An 18,091-nucleotide genomic window follows, 5' to 3' on the forward strand; every position below is an offset into this window, starting at 1 on the left:
CGTGTGCAACAGATGCTTCTTAGTATACTGCGAGCTTTTCTCTAGTGTGTTTGTGCATGTGTAGGCCTTGCAAATGGTAACGTCATTGCATGCACTCTGGCCTGTGCTCTGGCATAAAAAACGGCACTTTATAGCAAGTGCCGTTTTGTTTACGAAGACGCCAGGTAGAGCTTAGAACTTCGCGCGTAGGTTCAGCATAAAGCTGCGTGGTTCACCGTAGATCAAGCCATCGTAAAACCCGAATTGTCGGTAATAGGTTTTATCAAAGAGGTTATTGATGTGTGCGCTCACGCTGAAGTTTTTGTTCAGATCGTAGCGGGCCATAACGTTGGTAAGCATGTAGCCAGACTGGCGTATGGGGCTGTTGTCAAACTTGCCATTACCTAACGGACGACCGGGCATGGGTGTGCTCGTAGTAGCGCTGTTGTAGCTGATGCTAGTACCTAAGGTCAGTTTGTCGGACAGTATGTCAGGTCGGTAGGTGGTGCTTAGGCGAACACTGTGTCGTGGGTCTTCGCGTGGGCTACCGTTAGCATTGGGGTCTACTACATTCATGTAGGTATAGCCGGCATAAACGTTCCAACGACTACTTAATGCGCCAGCCACTTGCAAATCTATACCAGTAGACTTCACGCCGGTAGCATTTGCCACATAGGCTTGGTCGCCGGTATTCAATACCGTGTTGTCATCATCTGCTTTTGCAACGTTTTTCTGTTGAGCATGGAAAATGGCGACTGTTGTAGACAGTTTGTCATCTAACCAACTACTTTTGATACCTGCCTCATAGCTAGCGCCACGTATAGGCTTAATAATGTTGCCCGACACATCGCGTTGGTTTTGCGGTTTGAAAACGTCTGTGTAACTGGTGTACAGCGTGTGATTAGGGGTGATATCAAAGGTCAGGCCTAGGTATGGCGTCCAGACTTTTTTGTCTAACTCAGCACGGCGGGCACTACGTACGTTGTCTTTGTCGTAATCGTGGGCGTAGGTTTTGTAGTAGCTGTAGCGAGAGCCTAGGATCACTTTGAGTTGATCAGTAAGTTCTAGCCTAGTAGCAAGGTACGCGCCATAGTTGCTAGTGGTGGTGACGCCGCGTGCGTTGGTTCTGAAGGTTTGTGGTGCACCGTATTCGTTCCCGCTCCATGTCTGCCAATTGGCTGGCAGGTCTAGACGGTACTGGCAACCACGAGCAGGCGCGATGCCATCAATATTGCAGTTGCCCAAGGCACCGCTAAATTGGTATGAGGTTTCCTCGGTGCGTTGGCCGTTAAACCCTACAATCAGTTCATGTTCTCGACCTAATAACTGGAAGGGGCCGCTCACGTTTACCGAGAACGCATGTTGTCGGGTTTCACTCTCAGAATGCAGGCTATTGAGGTAAGCAAGGCCAGTATCTTTATCAAAAAAGCCCCATGTGGAGCCAGCGCTGTTCGCTTTCAGAACACCAAAGTTGTTGACGCTGTCTAAGTGGCTATAGCTGTAATTGGCGCCCAGATTCCAACCACCCCCTAAGTTTTGATCTAGGTTCGCAAACCACGTAGAACTTTTACGTTGGGTGTAGCTCCAGTCTGCAACGGGGTGAAAACGTCTATCAAAGTTGGTTTCGCTACCATCCGCAAACCAAATAGGGACGTTAGTGCCCCATGAGGTGCCTTTGTGTTTTTTGTAATCGTACTCATAACCAGCGGTGATGCTGGTGTTGGGTGATAAATCGTAGGTCAGCGTAGCCAGCACACCCAGTGATCTGGGGTTTTCGTTATTACGGAAGGTGTTGCTGTCATCGCCACTCACAATTAAGCGTGCACGCAAGTCACCGTCTGTAGACAGTGGGGTGTTGATGTCCCCCATGACGCGCTGTTTACGCCAGCTTCCAACTTCTACCTCACCAATGACTTGGAAGTCTCGTAGTGCTTTTTTACGCGATAAGCTCACCGTTGCCGAGGAATCACCTGTACCACCGAGCAAGCCATTGGCACCACGTAGGATTGTGACATTTTCGTAGAGATCCATGTTGATGGTGCCGCCAATGCCAGAAAATCCGGACTCGCCATTAAATTCCAGCCCGTCAATGCGGTAGTTGGTGATGTTAAAGCCGCGTGCTCTGTAGGTAGTACGTGAACCAATATCGACTTCATTGACCGAAATACCTGATACAGAAAGCAGGGCGTCATCCAGAGTTTGGATGTTTTCGTCTTCGATTTGCTGTCTAGTGATATTGGTGATGGCCTGAGGGGTTTCTTTTTCTTCTAGCTTCAAACCTATAGCGCTGCGGCTGTAGGTCTGTTGGTAGCTGTCTTGCGCATCAATAGTCTCATGCCCTTTAACAGTAATGCTTTTAAGGGTGTGTGTGGACTCTTGAGCCAGAACACTGTGGGCAGACATGGCCAACATAACCAACGCAGCCAGAGGTTTTAGCGTAGTGCTAGATAAGGTTGACGGCAAAGCTAAACTCCTAATTCAATAATGAGAATAATTCTTGTTTGCCGTAAGATTAGCGTGTATGGTTTTAGGCTGTGTTTTGTCGTGTATTGAGAAGCAGCAAAATTGTATTGGTATGTAATGGACGAGCAAAAAAAACTACTGCGTAGCGTATTAATTATTGAGGATGATCTGGAATTAGCTGAGTTAGTGGCGCAAGAGCTTCGATTCGGAGGCTTCTCAACCTATATTGCGCAAAGTGGCAGGGAAGCGGCCACGATACTAAAAGAATCCACCATTTCGTTGGTGTTGCTGGACTTGATGCTGCCAGGGGAAGATGGCCTAGAAATATGCAAACAGATTCGTCGCCACGAACACTCGCCTGCGATCATTATGGTGACGGCGCGTGGGGAGCTAGCCGACAAAGTGGCTGGTTTAGAGCTAGGTGCTGATGACTATGTAGTCAAACCTTTTGAGGCGCGTGAGTTACTAGCGCGTTGCAAGGCAGTGATGCGCAGGCAGGGTGGGGCTTCTACTAACCAAGTTATGTCGGCACCGCACATGACTGAGCCTGTGCGTTATGGCTTTCTGGGGTGGCAGTTAGACATGAAGGCAAGACTGCTGTACTCGCCAGAAGGGGTAACGATTTCATTGCCCAACTCAGACTTTCACGTTTTAGTTGCACTGATCGAGGCGCCTAACAAGGTGCTGCCTAGGGCCTTGCTGTTAGAAAGAGCATTTAGCCGTAGCATGAGTTATGAAGACCGTGCGGTGGACGTATGTATTAGTCGCTTACGTCAGCATTTAGAAAAAGATAGGTCCAAGCCAGAGCTCATACGCACAGTGCGTAATGAGGGTTATGTACTGTATGTAGACCCTACACAGGTGTCCGTGCAGTAATGGGCTCTACCTTGTCAGCAAAAGCGAGAAGCCTAGGGGTGGTGCTGTATAAAATCGCCTACTTCTTTTACCCCGAGCGTCTACGTAGCAAGATTACTGTGGTGGCTGTGGTGGGTTTGTTTTTGGCCCAAGCACTCACCAGCACCATGTGGTCGCAGATGCGGCATCAAGCGCTGGTAGAAACGCCAGCACGCATTGCAGCTGTACGCTTTTCTGACTGGTACTTACATGCAGAGTCACAGCTAAAGCTTGGGCAATCTATTAGCCACGAATGGTTAAATGGCGTCTATGCCGTAGAGCGTAACCAGCCTGTCTCACCCAATTATGAGTCGAACATACACGATGATCTGGTGTCATTCTTTGGCAATATCATCCAAGAAAGAACGGGCGCGTGTGATGATTTTCGCCTGATTTCTGCCAACAAAATACAGACAACCAAAGCCGATAGTAATGGTTTTTTTGCACTGTTCTCAGACGGGCTAGCTTTGGTAGATGTGTCCTTTGTGGCGGTGTTTAGGTTATCTAATGGGCAATTGTGGCAACTGCAGGTGACCGAGAACCAGGGTTGGAGCTCTATAGGTACAGTAGAACTTATCTACGATTACTTTCTGCGTATCTATTTTGTTAGGCTGATTCTGGTCGTGCTGGCATTGACGCTGTGTCTGAACTTCATCTTTAGACCCTTGAAAAAGCTAGAAAAAAGCGTCAAGGAAATGGACGTAAACAGGCACCAGGAAACCATCCAGCTAGGAGGCTCTAAAGAGTTCAAACACTTAGGGGATGCCTTTAATAGCATGGTTGAGCGCTTACAGAAGCATATAGAAGAGCGTTCTTATTTTTTCAGTGCTGTCTCGCATGATTTACGTACTCCCATCACACGCTTAGGCTTACGGGTGCAACAAGTGGATGATGTGGTGCTACGGAAAAATCTCAGCCGCGATATTGAGCAGCTCAATGAACTGGTGAACTCTACTCTAGAACTGATGCGTTTTCAGACCTCTACAGAAGAAGCCGTGGCCGTGGATGTAGGGGCGTTGGTGACGGCAGTGAGCGTGAATAGGCAAGACCTAGGTGAGCAGATTGTGTTGGGTGATGTGGAGCAGGTTACGCTGAAAGTACAAATTCAACGATTACGACGATGCGTGGAAAACCTGATCTCCAATGGACTGCGCTATGGGTCTACAGTGCATGTGTATGCGCATAAACGTGCGCAGGAATATGTCATTACGGTAGCTGATGAAGGGCCGGGTATACCGCAGGAAGAGTACGCTAAGGTACTGCGTCCGTACTATCGTGTTGAAACCTCACGAAACCGTGAGACGGGTGGTTATGGATTAGGATTGAGCATTTGCGATGAGGTCATGCGAGCGCATGGCGGCCATATTCAATTCACCCACGATAACCAGCGCTTTTGTGTGTGTTTGCATTTGCCCTTGCCCTAGCCTGAGCGACAACCGTACACTGAATTTCTATAACCCTTTTTGCTATTTTCATTATGATCGTCCGCCCGGCTTCCCGTTCACCTTGGTTGCTGCTTTTTACCCTAAAAGGCTCCATTGTTTCCATCGTTTGGCGACGTGTAGTAGCGATGATGCTGCTAGCAACCTTAGTGGTGTTTTTTGAATATAAATACTCTATGGATGCCGCTGGATTGGGGGCTGTTCCATTGATGTTGGTGGGTTTGACGCTAGCGATTTTCTTGGGCTTCAGAAACAGTGTGGCCTATGAGCGTTGGTGGGAAGCGCGCACCTTGTGGGGCGAGTTGCTGATCGTGACGCGTAATCTGACACGTCAAACCTTAAGCTTTACCGATAATCTCCCCGAGGATCAAAAACGCACATTAGCGCACCGTTTGGTGGCCTTTTCCCATGCTTTGCGCCATAAGCTGCGTGGCAGTAATGCGACTGCGGATTTAACTCGTTGGTTGGGCGAAGACAATGCACAGCGTTGCTTGGCGTCGTCTAATCCGCCTAATGTGCTGTTAGGCGAACTAGGGCAGGCCTACGCACAACTACGACGTGATGGGCAGATGGATAACATCTTGTTTGCTGACGTCGATAAACAGCTCAATAGGCTGTCTTATATTGCGGGTGGCTGCGAGCGCATCACTAGCACGCCCATGCCTTTTGCCTATATTTTGTTGCTGCACCGCACGGTCTATATCTATTGCTTGTTATTGCCGTTTTGCTTGGTGGGCAGTTTAGGTTGGATGACACCTATTATGGTGGGCGTGTTGTCGTATACCTTCTTTGGGCTGGATGCTTTGGGCGAGCAAATTGAAGAGCCGTTTGGCCTGCAAGCAAATAACCTGCCCTTAGATGCGTTATGCCGCAGCATAGAAATTAGTGTGGCAGAGCTATTAGGCGATGAAGAAGTGCCTGCCCCTATACGTCCATTTGATGGCGTGTTGATGTGATGCAGTAGTGCGTGGTAATGAAAAGGCCATACTGTTCATATGGCCTTTTCGGTAGAGGTAGCGCTTAGCGTGGAGGTTCAACCTCCCTACGTGCTGCTTCAATCCACTTTTGTATTGCTGGTAAGGCGAGAATGCGTTCTATCCAGGCTTGACAGGGGGAGCTGACAGGTAGCTGGTAATAATGAATACGGATGGCGACTGGTGCGAAAAATGCATCCACGGTAGTGAAACGATTGCCAGCCAAAAAAGGCCCCGAAAAGTTTTGTAAGCCGTTTTCCCATAGTTCTACAATGCGTGCCAAATCTTTGGATAGTTCAGCATCAATAACCGCTAAGGGGGCTTGGGGGCTACAGTTCATGGGGCATTGCGTGCGTAGCGCTTGAAATCCGGAGTGCATTTCGGCGGTAGCACTACGTGCCCAGACACGTGCGGATTTGTTTTGTGGCCAAGCAGCTGGGTAAGCCTCAGCAATGTGCTCACAAATAGCGAGTGAGTCCCATATGAGCAACTCCCCATCTTTCAGGCAAGGGACTAAACCTGTGGGCGAAAACCGTCTGAACTTTTCGTAACTATGCCCATTACCACCATAGCTGCTAAAGGTTTCTACCACCTCGTGAAATGGCACACCTAACATTTTCAGTAGTATCCATGGGCGTAGTGACCAGGATGATAAGTTTTTATTCGCAATGTGTAGAGTGAGCATTGTGGGCGTTAATGAAAAATATAGGAAGTTTCGGGAAATAGTGAAGCGTAAAAATTTACAGAACTCTCTCTAAGATGGAAACTAGTTATTGTCCCGAGTTTTTGATGTTTAACGAATGAGTAGTTTGTGTTAGAGAGTAATCTAAGCTTAAACGAATAAAAAACGGCTCACCATAGTGAGCCGAGGGTTTACGCTCGCGGTATCACGAGGCAGAACGTCAACAAGCCTTAGAAGCTCTTTTGGCTCAGGCTAAAAAAATAAGTGCCAAATTCGATAGTTTAGGTATTTAAAAAGCCGCTAGGTTAAGCGGCTCTCTAATGCTAGAACTGTGTAGATGGCTTAGGGGGGCGTTTGCCTTGGTGCACTTCTAGCTGTTGTTGGCGTTCGCGTTCGGCCAATGCTTGGTTGTCTGGGCTGCTGGCGTACTCCAACCATTCAATGATGATGGGATCGTCATCGATAGCGCGTGCTTCGCGGGCGAGTTGCAAGGCTTTATTAACATTGATGGGCATGCAAATGCCACTGAAATAGTGCTGCGAGAGCATGATTTTAGGGTGGGGTAATTGCATGTCACTGCCGCGTTTGAGCCAGTTCTGCCCAGTTTTCACCACGCTACAGTTGGTGTAGTGATGGCCTATCTCATAGTACAACCTACCCAAGGCCATAATAGAGGCTTCATCTCCCTGTTCTGCTGCTTTGGCGACGGCTACTAATTGTTCTACGCTGATAGGAGCATCAGGGTAGAAGCTTTGCATAGCGGTTAAATAGCGTATATCAGGGTTGCCGCCAGTGGTGGCTTGGCTTAAAACTAATTCACCCGTTGGCCCTTTATAGTTCACGCCACAGGATGCTGGGTAAGGACCTTGTGGATTTAAGCACTCGGCTTGTTCATTCACATAATCAGGAAGCGAGCAGCCTGCTACGGTGATAAGGGTAAGGGCGGTGACTAAGGCGAATCTAGATAAAGAATGGCGCACAAGAATACGTTTGCATAAAGACAATGATGCTGAGTAGTCTACAGCCCTTAGGGCGGTAGGAGGCGGTTTTAACGCTCCTAAAAGAAAAAGCCCCTACAAGGGGCTTGTCGCGCGCTCAGTAATGTTGCTTAGGATCTGGCGGTTGGGCTCGCGTTTGTTTGCACAGCACGATGGCGCTGTTCAATTTCACGACGCAGCTCACGACGCACCTCAGCAGCCACAAAACGGCGTTTTTCATCGTCGGTTTGGGGTTCTAGCGTAGGCACAGGAATGGGCTTGCCATTCTCAACCGCAACCATAGTAAAGAAACAGCTGTTCACGTGGCGCACAACGCGGCTACGAATATCTTCAGCAATCACTTTGATACCAATTTCCATCGAGGATGTACCGGTGTGATTAACGCTGGCTAGAAAAGTCACCAGTTCGCCCACATGAACGGGCTGTTTAAAGGTCACTTGATCCACGCTCAGTGTCACTACGTAGCTTTTGGCGTAACGGCTAGCACAGGCGAAGGCCACTTGGTCCAGCAGTTTGAGGATGGTGCCACCATGCACGTTTCCGGAAAAGTTTGCTGTATCGGGAGTCATCAATACAGTCATGCTTAATTGGTGGGCGGGCAAATCCATTGTGTAACGTCCTTGTTTGGATACAAATAACGATGCCAAACACAAGAGTAAAGGCACCGTTGAAATAAATCAGTAGTAGAGTAAAAATGCGGCAAACAGACTGCTGTATAGGTCATCGTTCGCTGCTCATTATATGCCACGGCTTGTTGAGACTGGCTTGAAATGGCCTTTATAAGCAAATGAGTGATGTGAAAAATCCTCAGCTTAGCTGAGGATTTTCATGAGCGGGTAACAAATAGAGTTGTAGTATTAGCTCTCTACGATTAATACGGTGCTTTCTACTGTTGTTGCTTTGATGTCATCCTCGGTTGAGCTGACAGGTTTGCAACCAAAGTTTTGGTATAAGGCGAGTTGATCATCGTAGTGTGGGCTTTTCTTACCATGTCTGTCGATGAAACCGCTTTGACCCGGAGGCATCGCGTCGCAAAACTCGACGTTGTCCTCATAGAACACAATGCGGTTGTTCTCTGTGCCTCGGTTTTGGTAACCCGTGAAGCTGAACGTATTGCCTGCTGTGGTTTGTGGTGTACCAGTAAAGTTGCGATCGCTAAACTTATGAACTGAACTGCTCATTTTCCAGTTAGCCATATCTTCACCTTGCTCCGCTTTTAAGCGTTGATAGGTATTTTCTAAGGCTTGCTGCATGACCTCGGTAGAGGGTTTCTGTGCAAAGAAATTATGGCGTTGTGGGTCGGGGTTTTGTTCTAGATCCAGTGCGCGCAGCAGAACTTTAGTCCCCATGCTGAGGTTGATAGAGCCTGGGTTAGGGCCGTTGGTGCTCGCAAAACCGGTGTTGGTGTAGCTGGCTTGATGGGCTTCAGGCAAAACAGGCACCAGCACCAGCTTGTACATTTCTTCCAGCCACGTTTTGAAAATCAAACGTTCAGGGCCAACGTTAACGCCGTTGCCGTCATCCGTTTCTAATCCATCCCACTGCAGCAAAAGCGCTGTCATGTCGTGTGTAGGTGTGTTCGTTGACTGTTTAGCAGCGACTTTTTGTAGGTGCGGCTGGAAGTAACGCCAGTTCACGTCGTGGTAGGATGCTAGGCGATTGAAGTCCCAAATTTCTTGCAGCGTGAATTTGTCTTTTTGTGCGAATTGCACATTCAATTCGTTGACCCTATCACCGTAGGTCCAGTAGTACGCATCGGTATTGGTCTTGTCGGGTGCGGGGCGGTTATTCCAGTTACTTAGGTAGCCTTGCTGAGGGTTGTAGGCTTTAGGTGTGGCGCTAAAGTCATGTATGCCTTCCCATTCCATGCTGCCATCGCCCAAGGCGGGAATGCGCATGTCTTGGTTTGCTGGGCGTTTAGGCAGAAAGCCGGGCGATACATAGCCTATGTTGCCGTTTTTGTCAGCGTAATACCAGTTGATGGATATCGCCATTTTCTCGGCTTGCGCTAAGAAATCTTCCCAGTTTTGTGCTTTAGCGATATTGAGCCATGCCAACAAGGACTGCACTTCGTAGCCGTCCCAACTGCGTTTCTTACTGTATGCCACCTTGTTTTGATTATCTACAGCCATGACGGGGCCATGCACCGTGCGCTGTAACGTCACGACGGTATCCGGCTGGCCCTTAACCTTAATGGTTTCTTGGCGCTCTTCTATGTCTAGGTATTCGTTGTTGTAGCGATATTGAGCAGGGTTGTTAGGGTTCAGTTGCTCTTGGTAAATATCGACCACATCTTGCGGGCCGGCGGTTGCGCCCCAAGCGATTTGGTTATTGGTGCCAAACAGCACGATAGGGTACGCAAAAGGGGTGTTACCTGTTACGTTGAAGCCAGCACCGTGTAAGCCAATGCCATAGGTGTAGCTGGGGTTATACCAGCCAAACTGCGGGCCATTAATCAAAATGGTGGCGTTTTCTTCTACGCGATGTGGTTGGGTAGACCAGAGGTTACTGGCCTTGGGTACAAAGTCTGGCCCGGTACCACCCCAGCGTGTTGCGGTGTCTTGCAAAATGGATTGCGCTGCATCCGTGGAGAGGGCAACCAATTGTGGTGGCGCAGGCGGTTGGTAGGACACCGGTTTTTGAGTACTTGATGTAGGTACGGTGGTGGGGGAGTTTGGATCATTCACCCATAGCAACTCATTGAAAATTCGCTCAGCCTCGGCTTTACCGTGTTTGGCTTCCAGGTCGTTTAGCAAACTTAACGACCCCATTTCCAAGTTCACATCAGAAAAACGATTTGCCATAGAGCCTACCCAGATCATAGCCACGTCAAAGGCAGAGATAGGTGTGGGGGCAAAGTCGAAGTCTAGATACTCTTTGGGCAGTAGCTCTGGGTTTCTGAGTACTTGAGCTAAATACGCGTTATAGCCGTCGGCGTAGCCTTTGAAAATGTTGGCATCTTCTTCTGGTAGGGCGGCGAGTTGCTGGTTGATGGATTCGGGGTTGAAGTTACGGCGTACGTTGATGTCGTAGTTCAGGTAGGCGTTGTTGTCACCAGGACCTAATACTTCTGCTGTAGTACCTACAAAGGATCGGCGTGCCATGTCCAATTGAAATAAGCGATCTTGTGCGACCGCATAGCCATAGCCGTAAAACAGTCCGTAGTTACTGTCAGAAAATACATGAGGTACGTCGTAGGCATCACGGTTTATTTCTACCGTTACGGGGGCGGCATGGGCCACTGAAAGTAGGACACTAGCCAATAAACTCAAACTAAAAGCTGTTTTTTTCAAAGCAGAAGATCGCACTCGTTGTCTCCAGGCGCTATATATGGGAATAGCGGTTAATACATTACTTATTTTTGATTTATTAGAGTAATTGTGTAATGTTTAAACTTGAAATAAGGGCTTGTCCTAGTTGTTCAACGATTGTGTGTCGCGTGGCGGTTTGTGTTTGCTGGCTTTTTGAAGCTGGATTAAGCTAGTGAATCATTCCCTTACTGTGTCACGAGCATCTTATGAGCCACGCCTACTTTGCACGCGTTCATTGGCAACGTCAGCCTGATGAAGCCTTTTCGGATAATAAGTACAGCAGATTGCATCACTGGACCTTTGATGAGGGGGTGAGCATCCCTGCCTCGTCGTCCGTGCATTCTGTTCCGTTACCGTACTCAACCTTAGCGGCTGTTGACCCAGAGGAGGCTTTGGTGGCAGCGGTTTCAAGTTGCCATATGTTGTGGTTCTTGGGCTTAGCGGCTAAGAAAAGATGGGTAGTAGAGAGCTATGATGACAACCCGCAGGGCACGATGGGAAAGAACAGCCACGGCAAAATGGCCATCACAGAAATAGTCTTAAAACCTAAGGTTGTGTTTTCAGGTAGTTATCAACCTAGCCAAGATGAGATTGCTAAAAACCATGAGCAAGCCCACGAGAACTGCTATATTGCGCACTCTATTTTGGCAACGGTAACTGTAGACGGTGAAAATCACTACGCAGGCTGATTACGTCAATGCGTGTTTAGTAGACCGTCCTACTGGGGGCGGGCTACGCTTTCGCATTCGTTTGTAGGTCTAGTATTAGCAAGATTATGTCTGAATCTAAAAAAGCGACGCGCCCCATGTGTGAGCGTTGTGCGCGGCCCGTATCACATTGTTTATGTGCACACATAAGCGTAGTGCCTAATCGCATTAGCGTGCTGGTACTGCAGCACCCAGATGAGCAAAAGCATCCCTTAAATACTGCACGTCTGGCCGTATTGGGCTTAGAACAGGCCGAACTGTGGGTAGGAGAGCATTTCCCTCAGTTGGAAGAAAAACTTTTGGAAGTTGATGCGGCGTTTCTACTGTTCCCTGCAAAGGAGCACAATGTGCAGCAGCCTTTAGAGGCTATAGAGGAAGCGAAGACTGCATTGCTGATTGTGCCCGATGGCACGTGGCGTAATGCACGGAAAATCATTCAGTCCAACACATTGTTAAGCAGCTTGCCGCATCTTAGTTTGCCAGTGGGTGAGCCTTCTTTGTATAGAGTGCGTAAAGCAACAGAAACGGCAGCAGTGGCGACCATCGAAGCTATTGTTCGCACGTTGAAGGTGTTAGAGCCAGAGCATGATTTTCAGCCTTTATTAAAGCCGTTTACTGTTTTGGTAGAGCAGCAGATTGCGGCGATGGGAGCAGAGGTTTACGCGCGTAACTATGGACGTAGGGACAACTGAAACCAGAGTGGGCTGGCAGCGAAAGTGATGGGTAAACAAAAAAGGACTTATAGCAATTACGCTGTAAGCCCTTTTCACTAAGAAGGTTACATGTCAATACAATGTACCGACCTCACATACTTATTTCTGATGTTTGCGTACCCAGTCTGCATAACGATTAAACCAGTTTTGCAGGAAGTCTTTGCTCGCAGGCCCAATATTGCCATCAGCATCGAACAAACCATCTTTGTGCTGGAGGAAAACTTCAGGTTGTTGAAGCGTCGGGACATCAAGAAATGTGAGCACGTTACGTAGATGCTGCTGAGCTACGGCAGTACCTATAGCACCAGTCGATATTCCTAATACACCTGCCGGTAGACCAGACCAGACGTTCTTGCCATAGGGGCGTGAGCCTTGGTCTAAAGCATTTTTCAATACACCAGGTATGGAACGATTGTATTCAGGGGTGACAAACAGCAGCCCGTTGGCGGACTGTATTTTTGCTTTGAACGCCACTACAGCCTTTGACGGTTGAACGTCAGCATCTTGGTTGTACAGTGGCAGGTTACCAATATCTATAAATTCACAAACGAAATCGGCAGGGGCTAAACGAACAAGCGCTTGAGCGAGCTGGCGATTAAAAGAGTCCTTTCTCAGGCTACCCACTACTACTGCAATTTTAAATTGATTCATATTGATGGTATCCATGTTTGGAGTGCTCAAACAGTGATGCTAAACACTCTGGGTGAAGAAATGATGTGCTTGTATTTGGAAAATATACGTTAAAGAGCAGGGTTTTCTATATCATTGATTATCGACGATCTTAGCTATAAATGCGTTGATATAAGGCATGAAAGGGGATTTTATTTATTATACCTTGCTCATAATGATGGTTTTTGGCGCTGTGAACGTACAATCGAAGGTGACAAGGCTTCTGCTTTATGCGGCAGAAGCCTTGTGCGGCGAGAGCCTGCTTGTTAGCTTGACCGTGTCACTTCCAAAGTAGCAATACGTCGGTTAGCGATTCCGGTAATCGTAATATGCAGATCATCTAGCTCGGTTGTAGCACCAACCTCAGGCAAGGTGCCAAAGACATCTAACAGTAGTCCAGCTATAGAGCTAAAGCCATTTGCCCGCGTAAGTAAAGTGTCACTTTCAAGTGTTTGGGCAAGGTGGTGTAAGTCGGTGGTGCCGTCTACACGCCATGTGTTGGGGGCTATGCATTCAATAGTGGGGTGTTCATCTTCATCAGGGAACTCACCGGCAATGGCCTCCAAAATATCTATAGGCGTAAGCAAGCCTTGAATGGTGCCGTATTCGTCGGTCACCAGTACTAACTGACCACGTGATTTCTTGAGTATATCCATGGCCTGCAAGACGCCTGTAGATTCGTGAACAATAATTGGTTCACGCAAAGAAGGCAGCTTCTGCAGGTCTGCGTTATCAAGTATGTCGGCCATCAGATCCTTAGCTCGCGCAACGCCTAAGGTGTTGTCCAGCTGACCACGGCTTACGGGGAAGAAGCTGTGTGGCGTTTCGCGTAACAGTTGCTGGATGACGGCAGGGTCATCATCCAGGTTTACCCATGATATTTCTGAACGGGGAGTCATGATGGAACGAATGGAACGGGCACCCAATGTCAGTACGCCGCTGATCATATTACGTTCCTCAGGGCCAAAGGCTGCTTGGTCCATGTGTTGTTCGTCGTGGGCTTCATCTTCGGTGCTTTCGGAGCGTTTGCGATCACCCAGCAAGCGTAAAATGGCGTCAGCAGTACGATCACGCAACGGTAGGCGAGCTTCATTTTTAAGTGAACTGCGACGGGCCCATTGGTTGAAAAACTCAATCACAATAGAAAAACCGATGGCAGCGTATAAGTAGCCCTTAGGAATTTTGAAGCCCAAACCTTCGGCTGTGAGCGTTAAACCTATCATCAAGAGGAAGCTTAAGCACAGCACCACAACGGTGGGGTGCGCGCTAACAAAACGCGTTAGCGGCTTAGATGTCCACATCATCATGGCCATAGAGATCACAACGGCTGCCATCATGACAGGTAGTTCATCCACCATACCGATGGCGGTAATGACCGCGTCTAACGAGAATACGGCATCCAACACGATGATTTGAGCCACGACCACAGCAAAGCTGGCATAGGTTTTAGAGCGGCTTTGTTGATGTGGCGTGCCTTCTAAGCGTTCATGCAGTTCAGAGGTGGCTTTTAACAAAAGGAAAAGGCCGCCTAACAGCAGAATTAAGTCACGTCCCGAGAATGAATAGGAGGCAATAGAGAATAAGGGAGTGGTGAGTGTCACCAGCCACGATACGATGGTGAGTAAGCCCAAACGCATCACCAGTGCGAGCGATAGGCCTATTAAGCGTGCTCTATCGCGTTGATGCGGGGGGAGTTTATCAGCCAGGATGGCGATAAAAATAAGATTATCTATACCAAGTACTATTTCCAGTACAACCAGAGTCAGCAGACCCACCCATATATTGGGGTCTAAAAGCCATTCCATATTACGCCTACATGATTGAGTAAAACCTGATGCCGTACCATCGCCAGTAAAGGGGATGGGAAAAAACTACAACGCATGTCTAATGCGTGTTGTGTGGCTTAAACGCGGGGCGGTTTTCGTCGTGGCGGGTAGGCTAACGGAGAAGCTTGAGCACTATAGCTAGGCCATTGCTCACACAATAAGGGAGGGTGTAAGTACAGCTCTGCACTGTTCACAGAATCACTAATATCGGCATGCACCGTTTGTTGGCCCTTCTTAGGTTTATCTAAGAAAAACGTAGTGCTTTTTAGGATGCTTCTATCAGTGGTTGTTGCCGTTTCAGCGACTTCAGCAGTCGTGGTGGTATGAGGTACCGTAGGTAAGTCTGCTAGAGACTCAGCTAATACTTGAATGGGCAGAATGAACAGTAAAAAGAGGACGATAAATCGTCGCATACGGGCAGAGAGAAGTTGTGACTTGTTCAGTATAACGTAAGGAATGGTTGATTTTGATTTTTATTTGCGAGAGGAGGGTACCCGTTTAGGGGCACCCACACATCACGAAAATGCCAGCCAGAGACCAGCAATAATAACGATGGCTACGGTGGCCCACCCTAAGCGGTCCACATAGCGATGTAGTAAGCCTTCCATACGTGGGCCACCCCACGCAAGTAAACCTGCCACCAAAAAGAAGCGCATGCCTCTACCAATAATCGCCGCCAGCACAAAGGGGGTAAATGCCATAGCCATCGCACCGGCAGCCAGCGTGAAGACTTTAAAAGGAATGGGCGAGAAACCGGCGACAAAAATGGCCCAGAATCCGTAGTCTTTAAACCAGGCAATAGCGGTTTCATAAGCAGGCCAGTAACTGCTACCCTCTAGCCACGCTTGTATAGCGCTAAATGCATAGTAGCCAATCAAGTAGCCAAGTATGCCGCCTATTACAGACGCTAACGTCGTGAGCAGAGCGAACCACCACGCGCGCTTAGGCGTTGCCATACACATGGGGGCGAGCATGACATCGGGTGGAACGGGGAAGAATATAGACTCAAAAAAACTGAGCGTGCCAAGAAAGAAAGGCGCTTTAGGGTCACGTGACCACGTCATTGCGCGAGCATACAACGGTGAGAATATCTTCATGCAAGAAGGTAGAGACGTAGGTCTATAAGTAAAGGTGCTTGTTGGTGGGGTACAGGATATGTATAGGGCGGGTTTTGAAACTCCAAAGTGGTAATACCGGTATTAGAGCATCTGTTTGTATAAAAGTTCTGACGGCAAATGGGGATCCTGGGAAGATGCCAGCACCTGAGATGCACGATGTAATGGCGATGTTGGGGTCATCAAACTGGAGGCCCTCATTGTGGGGTACGTTAAACACGTTTGTGTCAGAGTAAAGCTCCCATGCCAAGGCAGAGTAGACTGTACAGAGCTAATCCAGAAGGAGTCTGTACAAATGATGAATTGCGATCCTGTTACCGGTGCGTGTTTATTGCCTGAGTTAGAAACGCCTACCAGCGTGAAGCCAACATTACGTCAAGGGTTAGCGGTGCGCTATGTCGGTGATCCTATGTGTTCTTGGTGCTGGGGTATTTCATCTACGGTCAAAGCGTTAGCTGATTTTTGTGCCGCAGAAGGTATAGCGTTTTCTCTTACCATGGGTGGTTTGCGGGCTGGCGGTGGTGACCCATGGAGCCCACAATTTAAAGACTTTTTGCGTAATGAATGGCAGCACATTGCTAACGTCACTGGCCAGCCTTTTGGTTTTACGTTGTTAGAGGCGCCGCATTTTAACTACGATACCGAGCCCGCATGCCGTGCTGTGGCAACCGTAAAGCTGCTCGAAGCAAAACACAATCTGCCAGAAGCCATAGTGCTGCAGTTTTTTTCTGCTATTCAACAGAAGTTTTATGTAGAAGGGCAAGACACCACCAAGGTAGATTTCTACGCTGAAATTTGTGTGCGTTTAGGGCTGGATGTGGCGGAGTTCAATTCATTGTTTGAGTCGCCAGAAGCCAAGCACGCAGTACACCAAGAGTTCGTACGTTGCCGGCAATGGGGAGTGCGTTCTTTCCCTACAATTTTGTTGGAACGTAATGGTGAAATGTCTGCGTTAGCGGTAGGTATGGTGAAGGCAGACCAATTGCTGACTACACTCAAACAAGCAATAGCCGCCTAAGTCTTTAGGCAGTACACGACACAAGGAGCAGGTAATGCACTACATTCTTCAAGTTGATTTCCCGTATACCGGTCCGTGGGGCAAAGACATGGTTCCAGCGATGGAGGCTTTGGCGCAGTCTATCGCCAAAGAGGCTGGATTGATTTGGAAAATATGGACTGAGAACGCTGCAGAGCATGAAGCAGGGGGGATCTACCTGTTTGCGGATAAAGCCAATGCAGAGCGTTATTTGGCATTGCATGCAGACCGCTTAAAGCAAGCCGGCATCCCCTATGTGAATGCCAAGATTTTTGCAGTGAACGAAGCGCTTTCTAGCATAGATGGCTGGAGTGCCTAAGCGTAGAAAACTACGTGACAACATAATCATCGAGTATGAGAGACAGGATAATCACGAGCGTTATGGCTTGGTTTCTAGGGTGTTGCACTGGGGATGGCCAGCATTGGCCACAAGCTGATTTCTGTAGGTAATGCGGCGCATGATGTAAGTGGCGACGTAGTGAGTTTGTAGAAAAACGGGTTGCTATCCGATTGCAGAGGCGTTTATTCAGGATTTACACTTGTCATAAATCACGAAGCAATGAACAGCTTGAGGATGTAGCTGTCAAAATAGTAGGAATGACATGAGAATAAAAGCAGTAAGCAGTTCTGTAGTCGGATTATCTGCCGCAGTGTGTTTGTCGCTGGTGGGAACTACCGCTCACGCGAATGGACACTCGCTACTTCTAGATGGTGGGCCAGAGGCGCTAATTAGCACCATAGATACCTTCCACGTTAAAGTGCAAGAGCAAGTCACAGATGGGTGTTTGTCTAATGTTGCAGCCTTGAAAGACACTATGGAAACTGAGCTTAAAAAAAATGGTTTTCAAGTTGCTGACAGAGTAGGCTCAAGAGCAAAAGGGCTGCTTGTTAAAGCAATTGGGTATCAGCTGACACCAGCTTCTCTGTGTGCAGTGAGTGTGACGGTAGCCATTGAGCTTCCGCTGGTAGTGCCTGTACCGTATGCTGACAGCAATCCTTCTGGGGACACTACTCTGGTCGTATATAACTATGATGTGCGACGAGAGCTGTTAACAGGCCCTAAGAGCGATATTCAAAAGCGTGTTGAAGGTGTGATGCAAGCAGCAGCAAACACGGTAGTCACCGATATATCACACGCTAGAAGCAGTATTTTCACGAGATTCCCCGAGATTCAGCAGGAGTTTGAGAACCAGTCCAGATAGCACGGTTTGTTTTCAGCTCGTCAGTAAACCGCCTTAGGGCGGTTTTTTGTTGAACACGGTAGGCCTCAACCGCTTCAACG

The 18,091-nt window shown here is 48.3% G+C and carries 16 protein-coding genes; 8 read left to right on the forward strand and 8 right to left on the reverse strand.

Going from position 1 to position 18,091, the window contains the following annotated elements:
• Window positions 1-171 precede the first annotated feature (171 nt).
• The gene (locus AC3QL0_RS07740; RefSeq protein ID WP_493010820.1) at window positions 172-2,442 is read right to left on the reverse strand and encodes a TonB-dependent siderophore receptor; all 2,271 of its coding nucleotides are present in this window, start codon (window positions 2,440-2,442) and stop codon (window positions 172-174) included.
• Between the two features lie 117 nt (window positions 2,443-2,559).
• Here AC3QL0_RS07740 and AC3QL0_RS07745 point away from each other — a divergent pair, with 117 nt between their 5' ends.
• Genes AC3QL0_RS07745 through AC3QL0_RS07755 form a run of 3 tightly spaced genes read left to right on the forward strand, consistent with a single transcriptional unit; the run spans window position 2,560 to window position 5,734 of the window.
• Complete coding sequence (locus AC3QL0_RS07745) at window positions 2,560-3,318, forward strand: response regulator transcription factor (protein ID WP_493010821.1); 759 nt, start codon at window positions 2,560-2,562, stop codon at window positions 3,316-3,318.
• On the forward strand, window positions 3,318-4,760 hold the full coding sequence (locus AC3QL0_RS07750; protein ID WP_493010822.1) for a sensor histidine kinase: 1,443 nt from the start codon (window positions 3,318-3,320) through the stop codon (window positions 4,758-4,760). The genes AC3QL0_RS07745 and AC3QL0_RS07750 overlap by 1 nt, the downstream gene beginning before the upstream one ends.
• Before the next feature lie 53 nt (window positions 4,761-4,813).
• The gene (locus AC3QL0_RS07755; RefSeq protein WP_493010823.1) at window positions 4,814-5,734 is read left to right on the forward strand and encodes a bestrophin family protein; all 921 of its coding nucleotides are present in this window, start codon (window positions 4,814-4,816) and stop codon (window positions 5,732-5,734) included.
• A gap of 64 nt (window positions 5,735-5,798) precedes the next feature.
• Here the strand turns inward: AC3QL0_RS07755 and AC3QL0_RS07760 are convergent, their stop codons facing one another.
• From AC3QL0_RS07760 to AC3QL0_RS07775, 4 genes are all read right to left on the reverse strand, one after another.
• Entirely contained in the window at window positions 5,799-6,437 is a 639-nt protein-coding gene (locus AC3QL0_RS07760; RefSeq protein WP_493010824.1) for a glutathione S-transferase family protein, read from the reverse strand.
• A gap of 320 nt (window positions 6,438-6,757) precedes the next feature.
• Window positions 6,758-7,414 carry a hypothetical protein gene (locus tag AC3QL0_RS07765; RefSeq protein WP_493010825.1) on the reverse strand — a complete coding sequence of 219 codons (657 nt, stop codon included), beginning with the start codon at window positions 7,412-7,414 and terminating at the stop codon, window positions 6,758-6,760.
• 128 nt (window positions 7,415-7,542) lie between these two features.
• Window positions 7,543-8,040, reverse strand: coding sequence for an acyl-CoA thioesterase (locus AC3QL0_RS07770; protein WP_493010826.1), 498 nt, complete (start codon window positions 8,038-8,040; stop codon window positions 7,543-7,545).
• A 249-nt stretch (window positions 8,041-8,289) separates the two neighbouring features.
• Window positions 8,290-10,740 carry a penicillin acylase family protein gene (locus tag AC3QL0_RS07775; protein WP_493010827.1) on the reverse strand — a complete coding sequence of 817 codons (2,451 nt, stop codon included), beginning with the start codon at window positions 10,738-10,740 and terminating at the stop codon, window positions 8,290-8,292.
• 209 nt (window positions 10,741-10,949) lie between these two features.
• Here AC3QL0_RS07775 and AC3QL0_RS07780 point away from each other — a divergent pair, with 209 nt between their 5' ends.
• Together AC3QL0_RS07780 and AC3QL0_RS07785 are read left to right on the forward strand one after the other, a co-directional pair.
• Window positions 10,950-11,432: an OsmC family protein gene (locus tag AC3QL0_RS07780; RefSeq protein WP_493010828.1), complete on the forward strand. Its 483-nt coding sequence runs from the start codon at window positions 10,950-10,952 to the stop codon at window positions 11,430-11,432.
• An 86-nt stretch (window positions 11,433-11,518) separates the two neighbouring features.
• Window positions 11,519-12,142 (forward strand): tRNA-uridine aminocarboxypropyltransferase, encoded by a 624-nt coding sequence (locus AC3QL0_RS07785; protein WP_493010829.1) that lies wholly within the window; start codon window positions 11,519-11,521, stop codon window positions 12,140-12,142.
• A 120-nt stretch (window positions 12,143-12,262) separates the two neighbouring features.
• Here AC3QL0_RS07785 and AC3QL0_RS07790 read toward each other — a convergent pair whose 3' ends face one another.
• From AC3QL0_RS07790 to AC3QL0_RS07800, 3 genes are all read right to left on the reverse strand, one after another.
• On the reverse strand, window positions 12,263-12,814 hold the full coding sequence (locus tag AC3QL0_RS07790) for an NADPH-dependent FMN reductase (RefSeq protein ID WP_493010956.1): 552 nt from the start codon (window positions 12,812-12,814) through the stop codon (window positions 12,263-12,265).
• A 284-nt stretch (window positions 12,815-13,098) separates the two neighbouring features.
• Entirely contained in the window at window positions 13,099-14,637 is a 1,539-nt protein-coding gene (locus tag AC3QL0_RS07795; RefSeq protein WP_493010830.1) for a TerC family protein, read from the reverse strand.
• A 536-nt stretch (window positions 14,638-15,173) separates the two neighbouring features.
• A complete protein-coding gene (locus AC3QL0_RS07800) occupies window positions 15,174-15,722 on the reverse strand; it encodes a YqaA family protein (protein WP_493010831.1) in 549 nt (182 codons plus the stop codon).
• 346 nt (window positions 15,723-16,068) lie between these two features.
• Between AC3QL0_RS07800 and AC3QL0_RS07805 the strand changes: the two genes are divergently transcribed.
• From AC3QL0_RS07805 to AC3QL0_RS07815, 3 genes are all read left to right on the forward strand, one after another.
• Entirely contained in the window at window positions 16,069-16,791 is a 723-nt protein-coding gene (locus tag AC3QL0_RS07805) for a DsbA family protein (protein WP_493010832.1), read from the forward strand.
• Window positions 16,792-16,825: 34 nt separating this feature from the next.
• A complete protein-coding gene (locus tag AC3QL0_RS07810; RefSeq protein WP_493010833.1) occupies window positions 16,826-17,128 on the forward strand; it encodes a monooxygenase in 303 nt (100 codons plus the stop codon).
• 283 nt (window positions 17,129-17,411) lie between these two features.
• Complete coding sequence (locus AC3QL0_RS07815) at window positions 17,412-18,011, forward strand: hypothetical protein (protein ID WP_493010834.1); 600 nt, start codon at window positions 17,412-17,414, stop codon at window positions 18,009-18,011.
• Window positions 18,012-18,091: the final 80 nt, after the last annotated feature.

It is taken from the genome of Paenalcaligenes sp. GW821-LYS-B07-1 (assembly GCF_058803365.1).